At 58.4% G+C, this 24,273-nt stretch carries 16 protein-coding genes and 1 riboswitch; of the genes, 12 read left to right on the forward strand and 4 right to left on the reverse strand.

Annotated elements, in window-relative coordinates; genetic code table 11:
* The first annotated feature begins 1,180 nt into the window (after positions 1 to 1,180).
* The 4 genes from leuA to leuD are packed head-to-tail and all read left to right on the forward strand — an operon-like array spanning position 1,181 to position 5,896.
* Positions 1,181 to 2,749: a 2-isopropylmalate synthase gene (gene leuA, locus A1830_RS17025; protein ID WP_067709044.1), complete on the forward strand. Its 1,569-nt coding sequence runs from the start codon at positions 1,181 to 1,183 to the stop codon at positions 2,747 to 2,749.
* Positions 2,749 to 3,837 (forward strand): 3-isopropylmalate dehydrogenase, encoded by a 1,089-nt coding sequence (leuB, locus tag A1830_RS17030; protein ID WP_067709046.1) that lies wholly within the window; start codon positions 2,749 to 2,751, stop codon positions 3,835 to 3,837. Before leuA ends, leuB begins: the two co-directional genes overlap by 1 nt.
* 2 nt (positions 3,838 to 3,839) lie before the next feature.
* Positions 3,840 to 5,279 (forward strand): 3-isopropylmalate dehydratase large subunit, encoded by a 1,440-nt coding sequence (gene leuC / locus A1830_RS17035; protein ID WP_067709048.1) that lies wholly within the window; start codon positions 3,840 to 3,842, stop codon positions 5,277 to 5,279.
* An 11-nt stretch (positions 5,280 to 5,290) separates the two neighbouring features.
* On the forward strand, positions 5,291 to 5,896 hold the full coding sequence (gene leuD / locus A1830_RS17040) for a 3-isopropylmalate dehydratase small subunit (RefSeq protein ID WP_067709050.1): 606 nt from the start codon (positions 5,291 to 5,293) through the stop codon (positions 5,894 to 5,896).
* 58 nt (positions 5,897 to 5,954) lie between these two features.
* Here leuD and A1830_RS17045 read toward each other — a convergent pair whose 3' ends face one another.
* Complete coding sequence (locus A1830_RS17045) at positions 5,955 to 7,133, reverse strand: sugar efflux transporter (protein WP_067709052.1); 1,179 nt, start codon at positions 7,131 to 7,133, stop codon at positions 5,955 to 5,957.
* A 258-nt stretch (positions 7,134 to 7,391) separates the two neighbouring features.
* Between A1830_RS17045 and sgrR the strand changes: the two genes are divergently transcribed.
* The 4 genes from sgrR to thiQ all read left to right on the forward strand — a co-directional run bounded on the left by sgrR (position 7,392) and on the right by thiQ (position 12,518).
* Positions 7,392 to 9,053, forward strand: a complete 1,662-nt coding sequence (gene sgrR / locus A1830_RS17050; RefSeq protein ID WP_067709054.1) for an HTH-type transcriptional regulator SgrR — start codon at positions 7,392 to 7,394, stop codon at positions 9,051 to 9,053.
* A gap of 35 nt (positions 9,054 to 9,088) precedes the next feature.
* Positions 9,089 to 9,218: riboswitch (TPP riboswitch) on the forward strand.
* Positions 9,219 to 9,260: 42 nt separating this feature from the next.
* Entirely contained in the window at positions 9,261 to 10,247 is a 987-nt protein-coding gene (gene thiB / locus A1830_RS17055; protein WP_067709056.1) for a thiamine ABC transporter substrate binding subunit, read from the forward strand.
* Positions 10,223 to 11,833 carry a thiamine/thiamine pyrophosphate ABC transporter permease ThiP gene (thiP, locus tag A1830_RS17060; RefSeq protein ID WP_067709059.1) on the forward strand — a complete coding sequence of 537 codons (1,611 nt, stop codon included), beginning with the start codon at positions 10,223 to 10,225 and terminating at the stop codon, positions 11,831 to 11,833. The genes thiB and thiP overlap by 25 nt, the downstream gene beginning before the upstream one ends.
* Positions 11,817 to 12,518 carry a thiamine ABC transporter ATP-binding protein ThiQ gene (gene thiQ, locus A1830_RS17065; protein ID WP_067709061.1) on the forward strand — a complete coding sequence of 234 codons (702 nt, stop codon included), beginning with the start codon at positions 11,817 to 11,819 and terminating at the stop codon, positions 12,516 to 12,518. The genes thiP and thiQ overlap by 17 nt, the downstream gene beginning before the upstream one ends.
* A gap of 66 nt (positions 12,519 to 12,584) precedes the next feature.
* On the opposite strand, the gene A1830_RS17070 is transcribed toward thiQ, so the two are convergent.
* Together A1830_RS17070 and A1830_RS17075 are read right to left on the reverse strand one after the other, a co-directional pair.
* Positions 12,585 to 13,352, reverse strand: a complete 768-nt coding sequence (locus A1830_RS17070; RefSeq protein WP_067709063.1) for a DedA family protein — start codon at positions 13,350 to 13,352, stop codon at positions 12,585 to 12,587.
* 143 nt (positions 13,353 to 13,495) lie between these two features.
* Positions 13,496 to 14,518 carry a hypothetical protein gene (locus A1830_RS17075; protein ID WP_231877659.1) on the reverse strand — a complete coding sequence of 341 codons (1,023 nt, stop codon included), beginning with the start codon at positions 14,516 to 14,518 and terminating at the stop codon, positions 13,496 to 13,498.
* 232 nt (positions 14,519 to 14,750) lie between these two features.
* Between A1830_RS17075 and polB the strand changes: the two genes are divergently transcribed.
* The 3 genes from polB (at position 14,751) to rluA (ending at position 20,847) form a co-directional block, all read left to right on the forward strand.
* Positions 14,751 to 17,111 carry a DNA polymerase II gene (polB, locus tag A1830_RS17080; protein WP_067709067.1) on the forward strand — a complete coding sequence of 787 codons (2,361 nt, stop codon included), beginning with the start codon at positions 14,751 to 14,753 and terminating at the stop codon, positions 17,109 to 17,111.
* A 133-nt stretch (positions 17,112 to 17,244) separates the two neighbouring features.
* Positions 17,245 to 20,151 (forward strand): RNA polymerase-associated protein RapA, encoded by a 2,907-nt coding sequence (gene rapA, locus A1830_RS17085; RefSeq protein WP_067709069.1) that lies wholly within the window; start codon positions 17,245 to 17,247, stop codon positions 20,149 to 20,151.
* 42 nt (positions 20,152 to 20,193) lie between these two features.
* Positions 20,194 to 20,847, forward strand: coding sequence for a bifunctional tRNA pseudouridine(32) synthase/23S rRNA pseudouridine(746) synthase RluA (rluA, locus tag A1830_RS17090; RefSeq protein ID WP_067709071.1), 654 nt, complete (start codon positions 20,194 to 20,196; stop codon positions 20,845 to 20,847).
* Positions 20,848 to 20,878: 31 nt separating this feature from the next.
* On the opposite strand, the gene djlA is transcribed toward rluA, so the two are convergent.
* Entirely contained in the window at positions 20,879 to 21,706 is an 828-nt protein-coding gene (gene djlA / locus A1830_RS17095; protein ID WP_067709073.1) for a co-chaperone DjlA, read from the reverse strand.
* 183 nt (positions 21,707 to 21,889) lie between these two features.
* Here djlA and lptD point away from each other — a divergent pair, with 183 nt between their 5' ends.
* Complete coding sequence (lptD, locus tag A1830_RS17100) at positions 21,890 to 24,250, forward strand: LPS assembly protein LptD (RefSeq protein ID WP_067709075.1); 2,361 nt, start codon at positions 21,890 to 21,892, stop codon at positions 24,248 to 24,250.
* The last annotated feature ends 23 nt before the right edge of the window (positions 24,251 to 24,273 follow it).

Consider the following 24,273-nt stretch of genomic DNA (forward strand, 5'->3'; position numbering starts at 1 on the left):
CAGCGCTGCGGAATGCCTGTCACCGGGCCCCACCCGCCTGCTTATTGCATTGTGCTGGCTGCGGTAAAAGCAACTTAAAAGCCAGAGAGGTGGATAATCCCAGCGGTTAACGGGCATTCCGCAGCGCTGCGGTGAAGACGGAAGGCCCGGCAAGGGCAGCAGGGATGCTGCACTCAGGGAGCGGCGGGCAGGACGCCCGGCAAACGCTGGGATTGTCCGCGAAATAACGGATATTGCGGCTCGCCAGCCACATAGCAGGGCGCTAATGGGTGGCACCAAAAATCAACGTTGTTAACTTAAAGCGGCTCAAAAGCCTGCGCACGAACAGCGCTTAACTGGAAGTCGATCAGATAGCTGCGGCCAGATAAACGGGTTCACTGAAAGCAACTGAGAAGCCCGAGAGGGGGACAATCCCTGCGGTTGACGGGCATTCCGCAGCGCTGCGGCGCAGACGGAGGGCCAGGCGAGGGCTGCAGGGATGTTGCACTCAGGGAGCGGCGGGCAGGGATGCCCGCTCGCGACCGGGCCGTCCGGCCCGGAGTCGGAGCCAAAGGCACCAGGCAGAGCCTGGCGCGAGGACGCCCGGCAAACGCTGGGATTGTCCACCGATACCGCAGCTATGGCAGCCCTAACAACTAACCGGCAAACGCTGGGATTATCCTCCGACACCGCAGCTATGGCAGCCCAAACAACCAACCGACAACCGCAGGGATTGTCCACCGATACCGCAGATATGGCAGCCCTAACAACTAACCGGCAACCGCTGGGATTATCCTCCGACACCGCAGCTATGGCAGCCCTAACAACCAACCGACAACCGCAGGGATTGTCCACCGACACCGCAGATACCGCGTTTCACCAGTTTGCCATTTATTCTGCGAATATCCTCGCAGACAGAATATTTCCCCCCAGCCTTTACGCTGTTATTTCAGATCCCGGGTTGACATCTCCCCCGCCGATCAAGTATCAATAAAGCAACAGCACAATTTATTGAGGTCTGATTCAATGATTTATTCAACCCGCCTACTCGGTCTACTACTAAACGCATCCTTATTGCGCGGTAGCCTGGTGGGCGGAATCAATCACTGATTCACACTTCAGACTTAAAAAACCCGCGCCGCAGCGCGGGTTTTTTTATGCCCGCAGTAACGGCAAAACAAATTCGACAAGGAATTATCCGATGAGCCAACAAGTCATTATTTTCGATACCACTCTGCGCGATGGCGAACAGGCATTACAGGCCAGCCTGAGTGTGAAAGAAAAATTGCAAATTGCCCTGGCGCTGGAAAAAATGGGCGTTGACGTCATGGAAGTCGGTTTTCCTGTCTCTTCACCGGGCGACTTTGAATCCGTTCAAACCATCGCCCGTCAGATCAAAAACAGTCGCGTTTGCGCACTGGCCCGCTGCGTGGAAAAAGATATTGATGCCGCTTACGAAGCCCTGCGCGTAGCCGACGCCTTTCGCATTCATACCTTCCTGGCCACTTCGCCCATGCATATCGCCACCAAACTGCGCAGCACCCTGCCCGAGGTGATTGAACGTGCAGTGAAAATGGTCAGGCGAGCACGTAACTACACCGACGATGTCGAATTCTCCTGCGAGGACGGCGGGCGTACGCCGGTTGACGACCTGTGCCGGGTGGTTGAGGCGGCGATCAACGCCGGCGCAACCACTATCAACATCCCGGACACCGTGGGCTACACCCTGCCATGGGAATACGCCAGCATCTTCAGCGCACTGCGCGAGCGCGTCCCAAATATTGATAAAGCTATCCTGTCGGTACATACCCATGACGACCTGGGTATGGCAGTCGGCAATGCACTGGCAGCGGTCAACGCGGGCGCCCGTCAGATTGAAGGCGCAATGAATGGTCTGGGCGAGCGTGCCGGTAACTGTGCGCTGGAAGAGACCATTATGGCGATTAAAACCCGTAGCCAGCTGATGAATGTTCACACCCGCATCAATCATCAGGAAATCTACCGTACCTGCCAGACCGTCAGTAAAATCTGCAATATGCCCATCCCGGCGCACAAAGCGATTATCGGTTCTAACGCGTTCGCACACTCCTCTGGCATCCATCAGGATGGCGTACTGAAGAATCGCGAAAACTACGAAATTCTGACCCCGGAATCCATCGGGCTGAAGCAGGTGCAGCTGAATCTGACCTCCCGCTCCGGTCGCGCGGCCGTGAAGCACCGTATGGAAGAGATGGGCTACGCCGATACCGATTACAACATGGACTCGCTGTACGAGGCATTCAAAGCCCTGGCAGACAAAAAAGGCCAGGTATTTGATTACGACCTGGAAGCCCTGGCGTTTATCAATAAACAGTCAGAGGAGCCGGAATACTTTTCACTGGATACCTTTAACGTTCAGTCCGGATCCAGCGTGATTGCCACGGCGACCGTCCAGCTGCGCTGCGGCGACCAGCAGAAAACCGAAGCCGCGACCGGAAACGGTCCGGTCGATGCGGTATACCAGGCCATCAACCGTATTACCGAGTTCGACGCAGAACTGGTCAACTACCAGCTCACCGCGCAGGGTCACGGTAAAGACGCGCTGGGCCAGGTGGATATCGTCGTCAACTACAACGGGCGGAAATTCCACGGCATCGGGCTGGCAACGGATATCGTCGAATCCTCTGCCAAAGCGATGATCAACGCGCTGAACAATATCTGGCGCTCACGTCAGGTGGAGCAGGAACTGCTGCGTAAATCTCAAACTAACGACCAGAAGGAAGCGGTGTAATGTCCAGGAGCTACCATATTGCAGTTCTGCCCGGTGATGGCATCGGCCCGGAAGTGATGGCGCAGGCATCAAAGGTGCTGGACGCCGTTCGCCAGCGCTTCGGGATGCGCATTACCACCAGCGAATATGACGTCGGCGGCATTGCGATTGATCGTCACGGCGAGCCGCTTCCGCAGGTCACGGTGACCGGCTGCGAACAGGCGGATGCGATCCTGTTTGGATCGGTGGGCGGCCCTAAGTGGGAGCATTTACCTCCCGCTGAACAGCCGGAGCGCGGCGCACTGCTGCCCCTGCGTAAGCATTTCAGACTGTTTAGCAACCTGCGTCCGGCCAGCCTGCACAGCGGTCTGGAAGCCTTTTGCCCGCTGCGTGCCGATATCGCCGCCCAGGGCTTTGATATTCTGGTGGTGCGCGAACTGACCGGTGGCATCTACTTTGGCCAGCCAAAAGGACGCGAAGGACAGGGACCACACGAAAAGGCCTGGGATACCGAAGTCTATCACCGCTTTGAAATTGAGCGCATCGCCCGCATCGCCTTTGAGTCTGCCCGCAAGCGTCGTAATAAAGTGACCTCGATAGACAAGGCCAACGTGCTGCAATCCTCTATCCTCTGGCGGGAAGTGGTCAGCGATGTGGCGAAGGATTACCCGGACGTTGCGCTCAGCCACATGTATATCGACAACGCGACTATGCAGCTGATTAAAGCACCGTCGCAGTTTGATGTGGTGCTCTGCTCAAACCTGTTTGGTGACATCCTTTCCGACGAGTGCGCCATGATAACCGGTTCGATGGGGATGCTGCCGTCGGCGAGCCTTAATGAAAAGGGTTTTGGCCTGTTTGAACCGGCAGGCGGTTCAGCCCCGGATATCGCCGGTAAAAACATCGCCAACCCTGTTGCGCAGATTTTGTCGCTGGCACTGCTGCTGCGCTACAGCCTGGACGCCGGGGACGCGGCGGATGCGATTGAACAGGCGGTAAGCCACGCACTGGCAGAAGGCTATCGCACCGGAGACTTAGCCGGGAACGGCGATTCGATTGGCACCGATGAAATGGGCACCCTTATTGCCCGGTTTATCAGCGGAACCTGACGATGAAAACACTCTATGAAAAGCTGTTTGATGCGCACGTTGTGTACGACGCGCCTGATGAAACGCCGCTGCTCTATATTGATCGCCATCTTGTGCATGAGGTGACGTCCGCGCAGGCCTTTGATGGGCTGCGCGCCCATGGCCGGCCCGTCCGCCAGCCAACAAAAACGTTTGCGACAATGGATCATAATGTCTCCACCCAGACGCGGGACATTAATGCCAGCGGCGAAATGGCCCGTATTCAGATGTCGATGCTGGTCAAAAACTGTAATGAATTTGGCGTCCGGCTGTACGACCTGAATCACCCCTTCCAGGGCATCGTTCACGTTATCGGGCCTGAACAGGGCATGTCTCTGCCGGGTATGACCATTGTCTGCGGCGACTCGCACACTTCGACGCACGGGGCCTTTGGCGCGCTGGCATTTGGTATTGGCACCTCGGAAGTCGAGCATGTACTGGCGACGCAAACGCTGAAGCAGGCGCGCGCCAGGACAATGAAAATTGAAGTGATCGGTGAGACGCCGCCGGGCATTACCGCGAAGGATATTGCGCTGGCCATTATTGGCAAAACCGGCAGCGGCGGCGGTAACGGACACGTGGTGGAGTTCTGCGGTGAGGCGGTTGAGCGGCTCAGCATGGAAGGCCGTATGACGCTGTGTAATATGGCTATTGAGCTGGGTGCTAAAGCAGGCCTGGTCGCACCGGATGAAACCACCTTTCGCTACGTCAAAGGGCGCCAGTTTGCGCCGGATGAACAGCAGTGGGACGCGGCCGTCAGCTACTGGCGCACGCTGAAAAGCGACCCGGGCGTGGCGTTCGACAAGGTGGTCACGATCAACGCGGCGGATATCGCCCCCCAGGTAACATGGGGAACCAATCCGGGCCAGGTGATTGCCGTAAATGAATGCATCCCGGATCCGGCGACGTTTAGCGATCCCATCGAGCGCGCATCGGCGGAAAAAGCGCTGGCCTATATGGACCTCAAGCCCGGCATCCGCCTGAGCGACGTGCGTATTGATAAGGTTTTTATCGGTTCCTGCACCAATTCTCGTATTGAGGATCTGCGCGCGGCGGCCGCGGTGGTGAAAGGTCATAAAATTGCGCCGGGCGTACAGGGCTATGTCGTCCCCGGATCCGGACCGGTGAAGGAACGGGCCGAGGCCGAGGGACTGGATAAAATTTTTCTGGCTGCCGGTTTCGAGTGGCGCCTGCCCGGCTGTTCGATGTGTCTGGCGATGAATAACGACCGCCTCAGCCCCGGCGAACGCTGCGCCTCTACCAGCAATCGTAACTTCGAAGGGCGTCAGGGCCGCGGGGGGCGGACGCACCTCCTGAGTCCGGCCATGGCGGCAGCGGCAGCGGTAGCGGGTCACTTTGCCGATATTCGCGACCTGCCCGGCTCTGCGGCAACCGCTACCATCCCAATGCAGTTATTACCTTAAGGAGAAGCGCAGTGGCCACTCAATTTACCCGGCATACCGGCGTCGTGGTGCCGATCGATATCGCCAATGTCGATACCGATGCCATTATCCCTAAGCAGTTTCTGCAAATGGTCACCCGGACCGGGTTTGGGCGTAATCTTTTCTACGACTGGCGCTATACGGATGCCGCCGGGCAGATCCCCAATCCGGACTTCGTGCTGAACAAGCCCGAGTTTGCCGGTGCCAGTATTATGCTAACCCGTGAAAACTTTGGCTGCGGCTCGTCGCGGGAACACGCCCCCTGGGCGCTGGCGGACTATGGCATTCGGGCGATTATCGGCAGCGACTTCGCGGACATTTTCGCTAATAACGCCTTCAACAATCAGCTACTGCTGGTTTCGCTCAGGGAAGAAGAGGTTGACGCGCTGTTCCAGCAGGTTGCCGCTCAGCCCGGCATCCGCTTTACCGTTGACCTTGAACGGCAGCAGGTGGTTGCCGGGGAGCAGCAGTATGCCTTCAGCATTGACGGCTTCCGCCGCCACTGCCTGCTCAACGGGCTGGATAATATTGGCCTGACGCTACAGCACGACGCGGAAATTTCAGCTTATGAAGCTCAGCAGCCGGCCTTTCTGCGCTAAATAGCCGTACTCACTGGCGCATGACGCAGCCGGGTACGCTTCTGCGCACCCGGCCGCGCTACACGTCTTTCACCCTGGCAGACATCACCAGCGACGCCAGCAGCAGGGCAAGCGCCGCCCAGTAGACCGAGTAGTGGCCAAAGTTTTCGGCCATGACGCCCTGGAGCACCCCGGCCATAATCACCCCGGTAGAGATACTGTTGGTAAACAGCGTGGTTGCGGCACCCGGCCTGCCGGGCATCAGGTCCTGGAACCAGAGCATGCCTATCCCGGCCACGATGCCAATAAATATCGCGTTGAACAGCTGTAGCACCAGTAGCGCCGTGCGCGACTGAAACAGCACCATGCCGCCATAAAAAACAATACCGGCCACCAGCGCAAACAGCATCATCTTCCGCTTACCGAAGCGCTTAACGTAATATCCCGCCAGCAGCATCGCCGGGATCTCCAGTCCGGCCGCGACGCCCATCAGCAGTCCCGCAAGTCGATCCGGCAGCCCCAGCACGCTGCTGATATAAAGCGGCATATCAATGATATACATAGTGTTGCTGGTCCACATCAGCAGCGAGGCGATAAACAACAGCCTGATATCCAGATTCTTCCAGCCGCCAGTTTGGGTGATCGGCACCTCTGCGGGCTGCTCAACGCGTGGGACGGAGGGCAGCGTAAATGCGATCAGCGCCAGGCAAAGCACAAACAGCCCGGCGGCGATGATAAACATGGTGGTAAAGCCATAGTTAAGCGCCAGGGCAAAGGAGAGCGGCGGCCCAACGACCCATGCCAGCGACAGCTGCGCACGCATTACCGAGCTGAACATCACCACTTCCCGCGCCGAACTGTCAGCGTACTCGCGGGCGAGAGCAAAAATCTGCGGCATCGAGACGCTGGCGATCGCCGACAGCAGCACGCCGCAGGTGACCAGCGTCAGATAGTGGCGGTTAAACGCGAACAGCAGCGCGTTCCCCACCGCCATCAGGCAGCAGAACATAATTAGCCTGCGCCGATCGCCGCGATTGTCCGAGCGTTTAGCCAGCAGCAGGCTGACGGCAATACCGGCCACGGCATTGATGGTATAAAACAGGCCAACCCACAGCGGGCTGACGTGGACTTCCCGACTCAGAAACAGGCTGAGCGTCGGTGCCTGTAGCGCGCCCGCCACCCCCACCATAAAAGAGACGGCCATAAAGGCGAGATAAACGGGGTTAACACCGCGACGACGCGTGAGAAGCGATTTCATACCTGGTCCTTCAACAACTAAAGGTCGACGCGGCACGCGTCAGACAAACAGGAAGCATAGGTTAAAAGTGGCACTAATGAAAAAAGCCAGCGGCTTTAAAAGCCCGCTGGCTGGTGAAATTGCACCATACTCAGATTCAAATTTCACAGATGGTCGAGCGCCATTCAGAGAATGCCTCCCGCTCTTCCATCTTTTACCATTATCGCTTTAATATAGGGCACGAAAAACAGACAGCTTTCAGGCGAGAGTTCCCCTTTTATGTCTTCACCCCGCTTACAGCAGCAGTTTATTCGTCTGTGGCAGAGCTGCGATGGACAGCCGCAGTCGACCACCCTCGGCGAACTGGCGGAGCAGCTGAGCTGTTCACGCCGGCATATGCGTAACCTGCTGAATGCAATGCAGCAGGCGGGCTGGCTGGCCTGGCAGGCGGAGCCGGGACGGGGAAAACGCGCCCGCCTGAGTTTTCTCTATACCGGTCTGATGCTTCAGCGGCAGCGGGCAGAAGAGCTGCTGGAGCAGGATCGTATCGACCAGCTTGTCCAGCTGGTTGGCGACAAAGACACCGTGCGGCAGATGCTTGTCTCTCACCTTGGCCGCAGCTTTCGTCAGGGAAAACACATCCTGCGCGTGCTCTATTACCGCTCCCTGCTGAATTTATTGCCGGGTACGCCGCTGCGTCGTTCTGAAACGCACCTTGCAAGACAGATCTTCAGCAGCCTGACGCGGATAAATGAGGAAAATGGGGAAATCGAACCGGATATCGCCCATCACTGGCAACAGGTATCCCCAACCCACTGGCGCTTCTTCCTGCGTCCCGCCATCCGCTTTCATCACGGACGGGAACTGGAGATGGCGGACGTGATCGGCACCCTGCAACGGGTACAGCCGCAGCCGCTCTACTCGCATATCCTGCGGATTGAATCATCTACGCCCTGGACGCTCGATCTCCATCTGGCCTATCCCGACAGCTGGCTCCCCTGGCTGCTGGGCAGCGTCAGTACCATGATCCTGCCGAACGAGTGGCCCACCCTGCCCCATTTTTCCCGCCAGCCGGTCGGCACCGGCCCCTATGCCGTGGTGGGCAATCAGCAGACCCGGCTGCGCATTAAGGCCTTTGACGACTACTTTGGCTACCGGGCGCTGATTGATGAAGTCAGTATCTGGGTACTGCCGGAAATCAGCGAGGAGCTGGTCTACTCAGGGGTCAAGCTTCAGGGTTCGACGCTTGACGAAAAATCTGAGGAGAGCCGCCTCGAGGAGGGCTGCTACTTCCTGCTGTTCGATCAGCGTTCAGCGAACGGCCGCGATGAGCAGATCCGTCGCTGGGTGAGCAGTGTGCTAAACCCGATCGCCCTGCTCAACGGATCGGAGCCGGGCTACCAGCGCTACTGGTTTCCGGCTTACGGCCTGCTGCCACGCTGGCATCATCGCCGCGACATGGCACCGCTGGCAAAGCCCGATGGGCTGACCTCACTGACGCTCACCTGGTACAACGATCACATTGAGCACCAGGGCATCGCTAACACGCTGGCCCCGCTGCTGGCAGCACAGGGCGTTGAACTGCTGACCCGCCAGGTCGATTACGACACCTGGCACCGGGGAGACGCCGAAAGCGACATCTGGCTGGGCAGTGCTAATTTCACCCTGCCGCTGGCGTTCTCGGTTTTCGCCCTGCTGTATGAGATCCCGCTGGTGCACCACTGTATCTCCATTAACTGGCAGCAGGATGTCCGGCGCTGGCGAGAAAACAGCCTGCCGCTGGCCGAATGGAGCCAGCAGCTGCTTGCAAGCGGTTATTTGCACCCCCTTTTTCACCACTGGCTGCTGCTGGAAGGCCAGCGCAGTATGCGCGGCGTACGGATGAATACGCTGGGCTGGTTCGACTTCAAATCTGCCTGGTTTGCACCGCCGGAATCATGACGCTTTCGCCCGGGCGGGGAAATCACTAGAATAGTCCGTTCTCAACGGGGTGCGAAAAACCACGCTCTTATCACGCTGCTCGCGCAGCCGTTTTTTTTCGCTGAGACAGACCCGTCGAACCTGATCCGGCTTGTACCGGCGTAGGGATTTGAGAGTATTCTCCCGCTCAGATCCTTTGCGACCCCCTAACCTGTTAAGGAACGCAAAGTGTTAAAAAAAGTGCTGCCCCTGCTGGTCCTGATCTCCCTCCCTGCGCTTGCGGCAAAGCCCCAGCTAACGGTCTATACCTACGACTCTTTTTCCGCCGAATGGGGCCCTGGCCCGGCGATTAAAAAAGCCTTCGAAGCGCGCTGCGGCTGCGAACTGAAATATGTTGCGCTGGAAGATGGCGTCTCGCTGCTCAACCGACTGCGGATGGAAGGCAAAAACAGCAAGGCCGACGTGGTGCTCGGGCTGGATAACAACCTGCTGGATGCCGCGCAGAAAACCGGCCTGTTTGCGCCCGCCAGGGTCGATACCCATAGCATAACCCTGCCTGGCGGCTGGCATAACAGCACCTTTGTGCCCTACGACTACGGCTGGTTTGCCTTCGTGTATGACAAGACCCGGCTGCAAAACCCACCGAAAAGCCTCAGGGAACTGGTCGACAGCGATCGTCCGCTTAGGGTCATCTATGAAGATCCGCGCACCAGTACGCCGGGCCTCGGGCTGCTGCTGTGGATGAAAAAGGTCTATGGCGACAGCGCGCCGCAGGCATGGCAGAAACTGGCGCAAAAAACCGTCACCGTCACCAAAGGCTGGAGCGAAGCCTATGGCCTGTTCCTGAAGGGAGAAGGCGATATGGTGCTGAGCTACACCACCTCCCCGGCTTATCATCTGATCGAAGAGAAAAAGAGCCAGTACGCGGCGGCGAACTTTCAGGAGGGGCACTACCTTCAGGTCGAAGTGGCCGGGCAGCTAAAGTCGAGCAGGCAGCCAGAACTGGCGCAGAAATTTATGCAGTTTATGCTGGATAAACCTTTCCAGCAGAGCATTCCCACCGGCAACTGGATGTATCCGGTAGTGAAAACCGCCCTACCCGCCGGATTTGATACGCTGACCATCCCGGCGAAGACCCTGACGTTCACGCCGGAAGAGGTCGCCAGCCAGCGCAGCCAGTGGATAAGTGAATGGCAACGCGCCGTCAGCCGCTGATTACCGGCTGGATGGTGCCTGGCGGTGTGGCCGCCACGCTGCTGGTTGCAGCGGCGCTGCTGGCCTTTACCGCGCTCTGGCAGAATGCTCCGGCGATAAACTGGCGTGACATCTGGGATGATGACTATCTCTGGCACGTCCTGCGCTTCTCCTTCGGGCAGGCGCTACTGTCGGCGGCGCTGTCGGTTATCCCCGCCATCCCCCTTGCCCGTGCGCTCTACCGCCGCCGCTTTACCGGCAGACGTACGCTGCTGCGCCTTTGCGCCATGACGCTGGTTCTGCCGGTCCTGGTCGCGGTATTTGGCATTCTCAGCGTCTACGGCAGAACGGGCTGGCTGGCCCAGCTCTGCGCCCTGCTTGGCATTAATTACCACTTCTCCCCCTATGGCCTGCAGGGCATCCTGCTGGCGCACGTCTTCTTCAACCTGCCGCTGGCAGCCCGTCTGTTTTTACAAACGCTGGAGCTTATCCCCGGCGAGCAGCGACAGCTGGCGGCGCAGCTTGGGCTGCGCGGCTGGAACCATTTTTATCGCGTGGAGTGGTACTGGCTGCGTCGGCAGATCCTTCCTGCGGGTGCGCTGATTTTTATGCTCTGCTTCGCCAGCTTTGCCACCGTACTGTCGCTGGGCGGCGGGCCAAAAGCGACCACCATCGAGCTGGCGATCTTTCAGGCGCTGAGCTTCGATTACGATCCTGGCCGGGCGGCGCTGCTGGCGATGATTCAGATGGTCTGCTGCCTGGGGCTGGTGATACTCAGCCAGCGGTTGAGCAAAGCACTGCCCTCCGGCAGCAACAGCATTGCGGGCTGGCGCAATCCCGAGGACAGCCTGCTGGCAAAGCTGGGCGACGGGCTGGCTATCGGGCTGGCGCTGCTGCTGCTGCTTCCGCCGCTGCTGGCGATCGTGGCGGACGGGCTGAACGCCGGCCTGCTGACCGTGCTCCGGCAAAGGCCGCTGTGGCTGGCAACCCTGACCTCGGTACGTATTGCGCTGGGCGCGGGCATGCTTAGCGTGATCCTGACGGTGATGCTGCTGTGGAGCAGCCGCGAGCTACGGCTGCGTCAGCATCCGGGATGGGGCGAGTCACTCGAACTGAGCGGAATGCTGATTCTGGCTATGCCGGGGATCGTGCTGGCGACCGGCTTTTTTCTGCTGCTGAACCAAACGGTCGGGCTGCCCCAGCAGGCTGACGGCATTATTATCTTCACTAACGCGCTGATGGCGATCCCCTATGCGATGAAGGTGTTGGAAAACCCGCTGCGCGATATCGCTGAACGCTATAACCGTCTGTGCCTGTCGCTGGATATTCGCGGCTGGAATCGTCTGCGGCTCATTGAGCTGCGCGCGCTAAGGGTGCCGCTGGCGCAGGCTCTAGCCTTTGCCTGCGTACTCTCCGTCGGTGATTTTGGCGTGGTGGCGCTGTTTGGCAACGACGATTTCCGCACCCTGCCGTTCTACCTCTATCAGCAAATTGGCGCTTACCGTAGCGCAGACGGCGCGGTTACCGCCCTGCTCCTGCTGATGCTGTGCTTTTTGCTGTTCACCCTGATTGAAAAACTGCCGGGACGCCATGCTGACGCTGACTGATTTGACCTATCTCTATGACCACCTCCCGATGCGCTTCACGTTCAGCATGAAAGCGGGCGAAAGGCTGGCGGTGCTTGGCCCCAGTGGCGCGGGCAAAAGTACCCTGCTCAGCCTGATCGCCGGTTTTCTTAAGGTGGACGGAGGCAGCCTGCTGATTAACGGCGAGGAACAGCGCCTTGCGCCCCCCGCGAAACGCCCGGTTTCGATGCTGTTTCAGGAAAATAATCTGTTTCCCCACCTGACGGTGGCGCAGAATATCGGGCTGGGGCTGCATCCGGGGCTGAGGCTGAATGAGCAGCAAAAGCAGACGCTGCGCAACATCGCGCAGCGCGTCGGTTTGCAGGATTATTTGCAACGTCTGCCCGGCGAGCTTTCCGGCGGTCAGCGTCAGCGTGCGGCGCTGGCGCGGTGCCTGGTGCGTCAGCAGCCGGTGCTGCTGCTGGATGAGCCTTTTTCAGCGCTGGATCCGGCGCTGCGCAAAGAGATGCTCCAGCTGGTGGACGAGGTTTGCCTTGAGCGTAATATTACCCTGCTGATGGTGTCGCACAGCGTCGGGGACGCCGCGCGCATCGCCCCCCGCAGCGTGCTGGTGGTGGACGGGAAAATCTACTGGGATGGCAGCACCCGTGCGCTGCTCAACGGCGAGGTCGCCGAGGCGGCGGTGTTAGGGATCGCTCTGCGCTGACGGGATGCCGGAAAAGCCGACATCTCCCTCAGCCACTAATAACGCCCTGCCGCAGCGGTATTACCTTCAGCCGCCGATAAACACGTGCCACAGCAGATGGCGGAAAACCGGCATCATCGGGTGGAACTGGATAGCGGTAAAGCTGGCGACGGCAAGCAGCAGCATCAGCGGTGCCAGCCAGCGCAGGCGGGATGCGGGCAGCCAGGGCGTTGCCCAGTCGGACTGCTTTTTCGATCGCATCCAGCGCCATCCCAGCCAGCAGCCCAGCCAGACCACCACTGCAACCGCCAGCAGCAGCCATTTAAAGCTGCCGCTGCTGGCGTCTTTAGGAACGTCAATCGCCACCCCCGCGAGGATACCCGGCAGCAGATAGAGCGGCGGCCACAGCACGCAGCCAATGATATTCGGCGGGATAAACTTCTTAACCGGCAGTTCAAGCATGCCGGCCACCAGCGGGATCAGCGGCCGCGTCGGCCCCACGAAGCGCCCCACAATGATGGTGAACATACTGTGCTGATGCAGCGCATGTTCGGTTTTATCCATCATTTTCTGATGTCTTTTGATAAACGACCAGCGATGCAGCGGCCCCTTAAACTGCCAGCCAATCAGATACGAAATCCAGTCGCCAATCAGGCAGCCCAACGTGCCGACCGCCCAGGCGGGATACAGCCCAATCTGTCCGCTGCCAATCAGCGCGCCAAAGGAAGCCATCAGGACCGTGCCGGGTAGCAGCAGGCCGACCAGCGCCAGCGACTCGAAAAAGGTGATCACCCCAATAGCCAATAGCGAAAAGGCCAGTGATTGCGTAACAAGGTGTTGCAGCCAGGCTTCCATACAACTCACGTTCTGTTTAATTGAGGACGGATTGTCCTGAGCCTCTCCCGATCCGTCAAGAGCTGTTTTGTATGCGAATGCGGATGCGGATGCCGACGGGCGGGCCCCCTTCGCCCGCCGGCATGGCCCCCCGTCGGATACGCTTAATGGAACAGATGCGGATGCAGAGAGTAATGAAGGATGTAATAGCTTATATAGGCAAAGGCGAACAGCAGCACCAGCGTGGCCAGGAATCCGAGGGTATTGGTCAGGGGTGTGGCAAATACCGGCTGCCGTCTGGGGGTAAAGGCAACGGCTATCAGCGGCACGACAAACAAAAAGTGCCCGATAAAATCAACCGTACCAAACGGGATGATAGCGGCCAGCACCAGCACGGCCAGTGCGCCCAGCGAAATATAACCCGCCAGCCTGCCGGTCAGGATATGCCAGGCCAGACAGAACTCTACGAATCCGGCGGCGCGAACAAAAAATTCCCAGTCGATACCCATGGTCAGATAGGGGTGTCCGGTAAGCAACTGGTCGAACAGCGCGGGCTGCATAAACTTTTCTATGGCCCCCCACAGGAAGGAGTAACAGAGCGTCAGACGCAGCAGCTCAATTTCTCCCCCCTGCTGCCCGGGCTGACGAAAACTCTGCATAATCAGGTAGACCGCCGTTCCAACGAACACCAGATAATCCAGCATGTGGAACGTCCCGTACAGCTGCACGGCATAGCTGTAGAGAAAAAGTATGCCCAGACCGGCAATAATACTGGTTCTGCGGTGAAAGGCGGTGAGCGCGATCAGAAAATGCACGTAGCGCAGCGCCGGATTATCCGTCACCAACTCTGGCGTCAGCATAATGTAGGGGAACAGCAGCGTCAGCGTCAGAAAGAAAAGGCCGGTACCGTAACGCATGATATAGGGCGCCATCCTTTCCAGTGCCGTTAGTCGGTTTTGCCAGCGAGGAACGTCAACCGGCGACGGCCAGCGGCGATCCAGCCAGGAGGTGACAAAAATAGCCGCCACCGACAGTAACAACAGCACCCCTATCTGCGGTTCGCTGAGCAGGTCAATAATCGACTCAGGTTCTTTAGTGGTGTCAAACTGCACAAACCATTTCACATGGGCAAAAGCGCCCGGCGAGAAAGCAAACAGCATGAATAAGTAGCGGGGACTCATCTTCATGGTGATTCTCCTGAGAGAGGCGGGTGAGACATATTCAGGCGCAGGCATTATGATTATTACAGAGTTATCAAAATTTATTTTTTATTTACGTTTTAGTAATTTACGGACCTACCAGCCTTTACTTTAGCCGCAAACGTTCGCGGACTCTCCCCACCCGTTAACCCGGACTGACTATCTGTTGTGATGCCTGAACATGCTATTATTAGCCATCAAAGCAATAATAAGGGTTCCGGTGAACAACGCACGCGCAGGTTTCTTGCTCACCCGCCACTGGCGGGATACGTCGGCCGGTACGGAGGTGGTATTTTGGCTGGCCACGGACGAGGGTCCGCAGCGCGTGGTGCTACCGCCACAGGAATCGGTCGCCTTTATTCCGCTGGAATACCGCTCGCGGGTTGAAACCCTGCTCAAGCAGGAGCGACATTTTCGGCTGGCCTCACTGACGCTAAAAGATTTTCACCAGCGCCCGGTTTTCGGGCTCTATTGCACACAGTATCGTCAGCTTCAGAGGCTGGAAAAGCTGCTGCGTGAAAACGGCATCACCCTGTATGAGGCGGATATTCGCCCGCCCGAACGCTTTTTAATGGAGCGCTTTATTACCTCCCCGGTCTGGTTTAGCGGCGAACCGGCTGGCGACAGCCTGGTCAACGCCCGCCTTAAGCCGCACCCTGACTACCGTCCACCGCTTAAATGGGTTTCGCTGGATATTGAAACCACCCGCCAGGGCGAGCTGTACTGCATCGGCCTGGAGGGCTGCGGCGAGCGGGTTGTCTATATGCTGGGGCCAGAAAATGGCGATGCCAGCGCGCTGGACTTTACGCTGGAATACGTCTCCAGCCGCCCTCAGCTGTTGGAAAAGCTCAATGCGTGGTTTGCCCGGCACGACCCGGACGTGCTGATCGGCTGGAACGTGGTGCAGTTCGATCTCCGCGTGCTGCAAAAACACGCCGATCGCTACGGGATTCCCCTGCGGCTGGGGCGCAACGGCGAGGCGCTGGAGTGGCGCGAGCACGGCTTTAAGCCGGGGATATTTTTTGCGCAGATGAGCGGACGGCTGGTGATCGACGGAATTGACGCGCTGAAATCCGCCTTCTGGAACTTCAGCTCATTCAGCCTGGAGTCCGTTTCCCGCGAGCTGCTGGGAGAAGGCAAAGCGATTGATAATCCCTGGGACCGGATGCAGGAGATCAACCGGCGTTTTGCCGAGGATAAACCTGCGCTGGCGCACTATAACCTGAAGGACTGCGAACTGGTCACGCGCATCTTCCAGCATACCGAGCTGATGCCGTTCCTGCTGGAGCGCGCCACCGTCAACGGTCTGCCGGTAGACAGGCACGGCGGCTCCGTGGCCGCCTTCAGCCATCTCTACCTGCCCCGCATGCACCGGGCGGGCTTTGTTGCCCCCGGCATGGGCGAGGTGGCACCGGAAGCCAGCCCTGGCGGCTACGTGATGGACTCCCGCCCGGGTCTGTATGACTCGGTGCTGGTGCTGGATTACAAGAGCCTGTACCCGTCGATTATCCGCACCTTCCTGATCGATCCGGTGGGGCTGGTAGAGGGTCTGGCGCATCCCGATGAGGCAGACTCGGTGAGCGGCTTTCGCGAGGCGCGCTTTTCCCGCACCAACCACTGCCTGCCGGAAATCGTCAGGCAGATCTGGCTGGGGCGTGAAGCCGCTAAAAAAGCGGGTAACAAACCGCTTTCTCAGGCGCTAAAAATCATTATGAACGCCTTCTATGGCGTACTCGGTACCAGCGCCTGCCGATTTTTCGACCCCCGCCTCGCCTCGTCGATCACCCTGCGCGGCCACGAAATTATGCGTCTGACCCGGGAGCGGGTGGAGGCCGAAGGCTACACCGTAATTTATGGCGATACCGACTCAACTTTCGTCTGGCTGAAAACGCCCCATGATGAAGCCAGCGCCGCCGCCATTGGTCAGCGCCTGGTGGAAAATATCAACGGCTGGTGGCGCGACCATCTGCGGCAGACGTTCAATCTGGACAGCGCGCTGGAGCTGGAATATGAGACGCACTTCAGCCGCTTCCTGATGCCGACCATTCGCGGAGCCGAACAGGGAAGCAAAAAGCGCTATGCCGGGCTGATCCGCACCGATCGGGAAGAGCGCATGGTCTTTAAGGGGCTGGAGACGGTCCGCACCGACTGGACGCCGCTGGCTCAGCGCTTTCAGCAGGCGCTTTATCTGAAAATTTTCAAGGGCGAACCCTACCAGGATTATATCCGCGAAACCGTCCGCCAGCTGCTGGAGGGCGAGCTGGATGAACAGCTCACCTACAGCAAACGCCTGCGTCGCCCACTTAACGATTACCAGCGCAACGTCCCGCCCCACGTGCGCGCGGCGCGGATCGCCGATGAGCAGAATCAGAAGCTGGGTCGGCCGCTGCTCTATCAGAACGGTGGACGCATCCGCTACGTGATGGCGACCTCCGGCCCCGAGCCGCTGGAAGCCCGTATCACGCCGCTGGACTATGAGCACTATCTCTCCCGTCAGCTGCAGCCGGTTGCCGACGGCATCCTTCCTTTCCTTCAGGATGACTTTGCTACACTGGTAACAGGTCAGTTGGGTTTGTTTTGACAGGTGACGAACGCGCCACCTTCCAGTACCATAGCGCCCTTCCTGATTATCTGAATTTTTCTGCCGGGCAGACTCTGCCGGGCGGTCGTGCTATTGCCTGAAATTATCACTACGAGAATCGAGCCGAATATCTATGCCTTTTACACTTGGTCAACGCTGGATCAGCGATACGGAAAGCGAACTGGGACTGGGAACTATCGTCGCGGTCGATACGCGCATGGTGACTGTGCTTTTCTCCGCCACCGGTGAAAACCGTCTTTATGCAAAAAATGATTCTCCTATCACCCGCGTGATGTTCAATCCGGGTGACACCATTACCAGCCATGAAGGCTGGCAGCTTGAGGTGGAAGAAGTCCTCAGCGAAAACGGGCTGATGGACTATATCGGGACGCGGCTGGACACGGGCGAAACCGGCGTGCTGCTGCGCGAGGTGATGCTCGACAGCAAGCTGGTGTTCAGCAAGCCGCAGGATCGCCTGTTTGCCGGCCAGCTCGACCGCATGGATCGTTTCGCCCTGCGCTTTCGCGCCCGTAAATATCAGAGCGAGCAGTACCGCCTGCCGGTCAGCGGCCTGCGCGGTATGCGCACCAGCCTGATCCCTCACCAGTTGCATATCGCTCACGATGTGGGCCGACGCCATGCGCCACGCGTGCTGCTGGCGGATGAGGTAGGACTCGGCAAGACCATCGAAGCCGGGATGATTATCCACCAGCAGCTGCTGGCGGGCCGCGCCGAGCGCGTGTTAATCGTGGTGCCGGAAACGCTGCAACACCAGTGGCTGGTGGAGATGCTCCGTCGCTTCAATCTGCGCTTTGCCCTGTTTGACGACGAACGCTACACCCAGGCCCAGCAGGACAGCGACAACGCCTTTGAAACCGAGCAGCTGGTGATCTGCTCGCTCGACTTCGTCCGCCGCAACAAACAGCGTCTGGCGATGCTGGCAGACGCCGAGTGGGATTTGCTGATTGTCGATGAGGCCCACCACCTGGCCTGGGAAGATGGGCAGCCGAGCCGTGAATATCAGGTGATCGAGCAGCTTGCCGAGCAGATCCCCGGCGTACTGCTGCTGACCGCCACGCCAGAACAGCTGGGTATGGAAAGCCACTTTGCCCGCCTGCGCCTGCTGGACCCCGATCGCTTCCACGACTTTGACGCCTTTGTTGAGGAGCAGCAGCATTTCCGCCCCATCGCCGACGCGGTGACCGGCCTGCTGGCCGATAAGTCCATCAGCCAGCAGGAGATGAACATGCTGAACGATCTGATGGGCGAACAGGATATCGAGCCGCTGCTGCAAACCGCCAACAGCGACGGCGAAGGCAAGCTGGAGGCGCGCAAAGAGCTGATCAGCATGCTGATGGATCGCCACGGTACCAGCCGCGTGCTGTTCCGTAACACCCGTAACGGGGTGAAAGGCTTTCCGAAGCGCGAGCTGCATCAGATCCGTCTGCCGCTGCCGACGCAGTATCAGACCGCCATCAAGGTTTCCGGCATTATGGCCGCGCGGAAAACGGCCGATGAACGCGCTCGCGATATGCTCTATCCCGAGCAAATTTATCAGGAGTTCGAGGGCGACAGCGGCACCTGGTGGAATTTCGATCCGCGCGTGGAGTGGCTGATGGGCTTCCTGACCAGCCATCGCGAGCACAAAGTGCTGGTGATCTGCGCCAAGGCCGCCACGGCGCTTCAGCTTGAGCAGGTACTGCGCGAGCGCGAAGGCATTAAGGCGGCGGTATTCCATGAGGGGTTGTCAATCATTGAACGCGACCGCGCCGCCGCGTGGTTTGCTTCTGAGGAAGAGGGTGCGCAGGTACTTCTCTGCTCGGAGATTGGCTCTGAAGGACGTAACTTCCAGTTTGCCAGCCAGATGGTGATGTTCGATCTGCCGTTTAACCCGGACCTTCTGGAGCAGCGTATTGGCCGCCTGGACCGTATCGGGCAGGCGCATGATATTCAGATCCACGTGCCGTGGCTGGAAAAAACCGCTCAGGCGGTGCTGGTACGCTGGTACAACGAAGGGCTGGATGCGTTCGAGCACACCTGCCCGACCGGCCGCGCCATCTATGACAGCGTCTATTCACGGCTGATCGAATTTCTTGCCACGCCGGATAACACCGAAGGGCTGGATGCGTTTATCGCCGACTGCCGCAGCCAGCACGATGCGCTGAAATCCCAGCTGGAACAGGGCCGCGACCGCCTGCTGGAGCTGAACTCCAACGGCGGCGAGCAGGCTCAGGCGCTGGCCGGGGCGATCAGCGCGCAGGATGATGATATTGAGCTGGTTAACTTTGCACTCAATCTGTTCGATATCGTCGGCATCAATCAGGAAGATCGCAGTGATAATCTGATCGTCCTGACGCCGGGCGACCATATGCTGGTGCCGGATTTCCCTGGACTGCCGGAGGATGGCTGCACTATCACCTTCGATCGCAATCAGGCGCTGTCGCGTGAAGATGCGCAGTACGTCACCTGGGAGCATCCAATCGTGCGCAACGGTCTGGATTTGATCCTCTCCGGCGATACCGGCAGCTGCGCGCTGTCGCTGCTGAAAAATAAGGCGCTGCCGGTGGGAACGCTACTGGTTGAGCTGATTTACGTGGTGGAAGCGCAGGCGCCGAAGCATCTGCAACTGACCCGCTTCCTGCCGCCGACGCCGGTACGCATGCTGGTTGACCGCAAAGGCACCAACCTGGCGGGCAAGGTGGAGTTTGAAAGCTTTAACCGCCAGCTGAACGCCATCAACCGTCATAACGGCAGCAAGCTGGTTAATGCGGTGCAGCAGGATGTGCATGCGATCCTCAAGCTGGCGGAAGATCAGGCGGCCGCAGAAGCCCGCGCGCTGATTGATATTGCCCGCCGGGAAGCCGACGAGAAGCTGAGTGCGGAGCTGTCGCGCCTGGATGCCCTGCGCGCCGTCAATCCAAACATCCGTCAGGATGAGATTGACGCGCTGGAGAGCAACCGCGAGCAGGTTCTGTCGGCGCTGGGTGAAGCTGGCTGGCGCCTGGATGCGCTGCGCCTGATCGTCGTCACGCATCAGTAATTACGCATGGGGCGGCGCAGGTCGCCCCGCTAAGGCAGCAGAATGGAACCCTACAATCCCCCGCAAGAGCCCTGGCTACACGTCCTGTATCAGGATGACTTTATTATGGTGGTCAACAAGCCCAGCGGACTGCTCTCCGTGCCGGGTCGCCAGCCGGAACACCGTGACAGCATCATGACGCGTATTCAGCGTGATTATCCGTCGGCAGAGTCGGTTCACCGGCTGGATATGGCCACCAGCGGCGTAATGGTGGTGGCAATGACCAAGCAGGCCGAACGTGAGCTGAAAAGGCAGTTTCGCGAGCGTGAGCCGCAGAAAACCTATGTGGCGCGCGTCTGGGGGCATCCGCAGCCGGAAGAAGGCGTGGTTGATTTACCGCTGATCTGCGACTGGCCAAACCGCCCTAAGCAGAAGGTCTGTTTTGAGACCGGGAAGGCGGCGCAAACCCTGTACCAGGTGTTGGAGTACGCGGCGGATAACAGCGCCCGGGTGCAGCTGAAACCGGTCACCGGCCGCTCACACCAGCTGCGGGTCCATATGCTGGCGCTGGGCCATCCGATTTTAGGGGATAATTTTTACGCCCATGACGAGGCGAGAGCGATGGCCTCGCGCCTGCAGCTGCATGCGGAAATGCTGACCATCACTCACCCTAAATACCTTTCGCCTATGACCTTCCGGCAGCCCGCTGATTTTTAAGCGCGGCAGGCGTGAAACCTGAGCAGAAGGGTTAGCGGAAGCCCTTTTCCCGTTTAATCAGGTCGTAAGCGGCCTGAATTTCCTGCGCTTTCTGCTTGGCCATCTCCATCATCTGCGGCGGCAGCCCCTTCGCGACCAGCTTATCCGGATGGTGTTCGCTCATCTGCTTACGGTAGGCGCGCTTAATGGTGGCGGCATCGTCGCTGCTTTTTACACCCAGCACGCTACAGGCATCTTCCAGCGTCGGCCCGCGCTGCCCGGGATTGAAACCACCCTGAGCACCCGCGCCCCCGGCAGAATAGCTGCCGCCGCCAAACTGCTGTCCACCGGCCATCATGCGCAGGAACTGATCGAACTGGCTGCGGGAAATCCCCAGCTCTTCGGCGATGACGTACAGCACCTGACGCTCGTTCGGATGCAGTGACCCATCGGCAAAGGCGGCCTGAATCTGGATTTCAAGGAACATCCTGATGAGGTCAAAACGCCCGAAGCAGGCGCTGCGCAGCTCGCGGAGCTTATCCCGCAAGGGGTAGTTGCCCTCTTTGCCTTCGCGAAACGCGCGCTGGGCCGAGGTTCGCGCCTCGCCGTGCAGCTGCATTCTGTCCATCAGCAGCGAGGCCATCTGGATATCCGCATCGGTGACGCGCCCTTTGGATTTGGTCAAATGCCCCATCACCTGAAAGGTGGTACGGAAAAACAGCGTCTGCCGGGTCTGCTGATTGGTGAAGTAGCCCTGCCCCTGTACACTTCGTACTTTATCAACCAGGTGGCCGATAAGCAGTCCGATTGCCAGTCCCCAAAAGCCGGTGCCGCTTAACAAACCCAGCACAAGACCCATTACTTTTCCCCAATAGCGCATATACTCCTCAATTCGCCATGCCGAAGGTTAAAAATTGCATTATCATACCCGTCATTTACTCAAGAGCCTAACGGCAACGCGGTCAAACAACCAGGATTAACACTAGCGCAACGCAGTTGAGTACGTTAGTCTCTGAGCGTTTTTCGGCAAGATGTCAGCTATCACGGAATTTTGATACCGCGTATGAAAAAACGACTACCTACTTTGCTGGCCACGCTAATCGGCACAGCGCTTTACAGCCAGCAAGGCCTGGCCGATGACCTCGCTTCCCAGTGTATGCTGGGCGTGCCCAGCTACAACCGCCCGCTGGTGCAGGGGAAGGATACCAACGCGCTGCCGGTCACCATTAACGCGGATAACGCGAAAGGTAACTACCCGGATAACGCGGTATTCAACGGCAATGTTGACATCAGGCAGGGCAACAGCCGCATGCTGTCTGATGAGGTACAGCTGCATCAGAAACCGCAGCCGGGCCAGCCGACGCCCGTTCGCACCGTGGACGCACTGGGTAATGTGCACTACGACGACAATCAGGTCATCCTGAAAGGTCCGAAAGCCTGGTCCAACCTGAATACCAAAGACACCAACGTCTGGAATGGGACCTATCAGATGGTGGGTCGTCAGGGCCGCGGCAGCGGCGATCAGATGAAGCTTCGCGGACAAAACCGCTATACCATCCTTGAAAACGGCACCTTCACCTCCTGTCTGCCCGGCGATAACAGCTGGAGCGTAGCGGGAACCGAGGTGATTGAGGATCGCGAAGAACAGGTGGCGGAGATCTGGAACGCCCGCTTCAAAATTGGCGCAGTGCCGGTACTCTATAGCCCCTATCTGCAACTGCCTATTGGTGACCGCCGCCGCTCCGGCTTCCTGATCCCTAATGCGAAGTACGGCAGTTCAAACGGCTTTGAATTTATTCTCCCCTACTACTGGAACATCGCGCCCCAGGCGGATGCGACCATCACGCCGCACTACATGAGCAAGCGTGGCATGCAGTGGCAGAATGAGTTCCGCTATCTGACCAAAGCCGGTGCAGGCCTGATGGAGTTCGACTACCTGCCCACCGACGACCAGTACAACCGGGATGCCGCATCGCGCAATATCTCTGATGATAAAGACTCTAATCGCTGGCTCTTCTTCTGGAAGCACTCCGGCGTTTACGATCAGAACTGGCGCTTTAACGTTGACTACACCAAGGTCAGCGATCCCTACTACTTTACCGATCTGGATTCGACCTACGGTAGCTCCACCGACGGCTACGTGACGCAGAAGTTTAGCGTCGGCTACGCCGAGAAAAACTGGGATGCCACCCTGTCGACCAAACAGTTCCAGATTTTCTCCACCAACGCTAATAACGATGTCTATCGCGCTGAACCGCAGTTCGACTACAACTATTATCAGAACGATGTCGGCCCGTTCGATACGCATCTCTACGCCCAGGCGGTGAAGTTCACTAACGTCAACGAAAACTACCCTGACGCTACGCGTCTGCACCTTGAACCGACGATCAACCTGCCACTGTCGAACGGTTGGGGCAGCCTGAATACCGAAGCGAAACTGCTGGCGACCCACTACGAGCAGGATGGCATTGACTACTACAACAAGAATGTTGATACCACCAAAGTCAACCAGCTTAAAAGCAGCGTCAATCGCACCATGCCGCAGTTTAAGGTTGACGGCAAAATGGTATTCGATCGCGATATGGACTGGTCTCCGGGCTATACCCAGACCCTGGAACCGCGCCTTCAGTACCTCTATATCCCGTACCGCGACCAGAGCGATATTCGCGCCTACGACTCCACGCTGCTGCAAAGTGACTATACCGGCCTGTTCCGTGACCGCACCTACAGCGGCCTGGATCGCATCGCGTCTGCCAACCAAATGACCAGCGGCATCACCACGCGAATTTTTGATAACGATTTGGTTGAACGTTTTAACGCTTCTATAGGTCAAATTTACTCGTTTACCCCATCTCGTACCGGTCTTGAGACGGCGGACAGCGACGATCGCGGCAGTCTGGTCTGGGCAGGTGATACCTACTGGAAGATCAGCGACCGCTGGGGCGCGCGCGGTGGCGTGCAGTATGACACCCACCTCGATAACGTTTCCCAGGGGAACGCCGTACTGGAGTACCGCCAGGATGCAGACCGGATGGTGCAGCTGAACTATCGCTACACCAGCCCGGAATACATCGAGCAGACGCTAAGTCAGATAACCAACCCGGGTTATCAGCAGGGCATATCGCAGGTTGGGGCAACGGCCAGCTGGCCGGTGGCCGATGCCTGGTCAGTGGTAGGCGCATGGTATTACGATACTAAAGCCCGCCAGCCTGCCGATCAGCTGCTGGGTGTGCAGTACAGCTCCTGCTGCTATGCAATCCGTCTGGGCTACGAGCGTAAAATTACCAGTTGGGAAAACGATAGCAGTAAGTACGACAATAAAATCTCATTCAACATTGAGCTTCGTGGCCTGAGTCCTTCGTATAGCCTGGGCACCGGTCAAATGCTGCGTCAGGGCATACTGCCTTATCAGCGCTCTTTCTGATGTTGTAATAATTACTATGCCAA

The sequence above is a fragment of the Erwinia sp. ErVv1 genome, assembly GCF_900068895.1.
GTDB lineage: Bacteria > Pseudomonadota > Gammaproteobacteria > Enterobacterales > Enterobacteriaceae > Erwinia.

Bases quoted from the DNA above. Each gene is read 5' to 3' on its own strand.
- leuA (WP_067709044.1), top strand. From the start codon at position 1,181: ATGAGCCAACAAGTCATTATTTTCGATACCACTCTGCGCGATGGCGAA.
- leuB (WP_067709046.1), top strand. From the start codon at position 2,749: ATGTCCAGGAGCTACCATATTGCAGTTCTGCCCGGTGATGGCATCGGC.
- leuC (WP_067709048.1), top strand. From the start codon at position 3,840: ATGAAAACACTCTATGAAAAGCTGTTTGATGCGCACGTTGTGTACGAC.
- A1830_RS17045 (WP_067709052.1), bottom strand. From the start codon at position 7,133: ATGAAATCGCTTCTCACGCGTCGTCGCGGTGTTAACCCCGTTTATCTC.
- sgrR (WP_067709054.1), top strand. From the start codon at position 7,392: ATGTCTTCACCCCGCTTACAGCAGCAGTTTATTCGTCTGTGGCAGAGC.
- thiP (WP_067709059.1), top strand. From the start codon at position 10,223: ATGGCAACGCGCCGTCAGCCGCTGATTACCGGCTGGATGGTGCCTGGC.
- thiQ (WP_067709061.1), top strand. From the start codon at position 11,817: ATGCTGACGCTGACTGATTTGACCTATCTCTATGACCACCTCCCGATG.
- A1830_RS17070 (WP_067709063.1), bottom strand. From the start codon at position 13,352: ATGGAAGCCTGGCTGCAACACCTTGTTACGCAATCACTGGCCTTTTCG.
- A1830_RS17075 (WP_231877659.1), bottom strand. From the start codon at position 14,518: ATGAAGATGAGTCCCCGCTACTTATTCATGCTGTTTGCTTTCTCGCCG.
- rapA (WP_067709069.1), top strand. From the start codon at position 17,245: ATGCCTTTTACACTTGGTCAACGCTGGATCAGCGATACGGAAAGCGAA.
- rluA (WP_067709071.1), top strand. From the start codon at position 20,194: ATGGAACCCTACAATCCCCCGCAAGAGCCCTGGCTACACGTCCTGTAT.
- djlA (WP_067709073.1), bottom strand. From the start codon at position 21,706: ATGCGCTATTGGGGAAAAGTAATGGGTCTTGTGCTGGGTTTGTTAAGC.
- lptD (WP_067709075.1), top strand. From the start codon at position 21,890: ATGAAAAAACGACTACCTACTTTGCTGGCCACGCTAATCGGCACAGCG.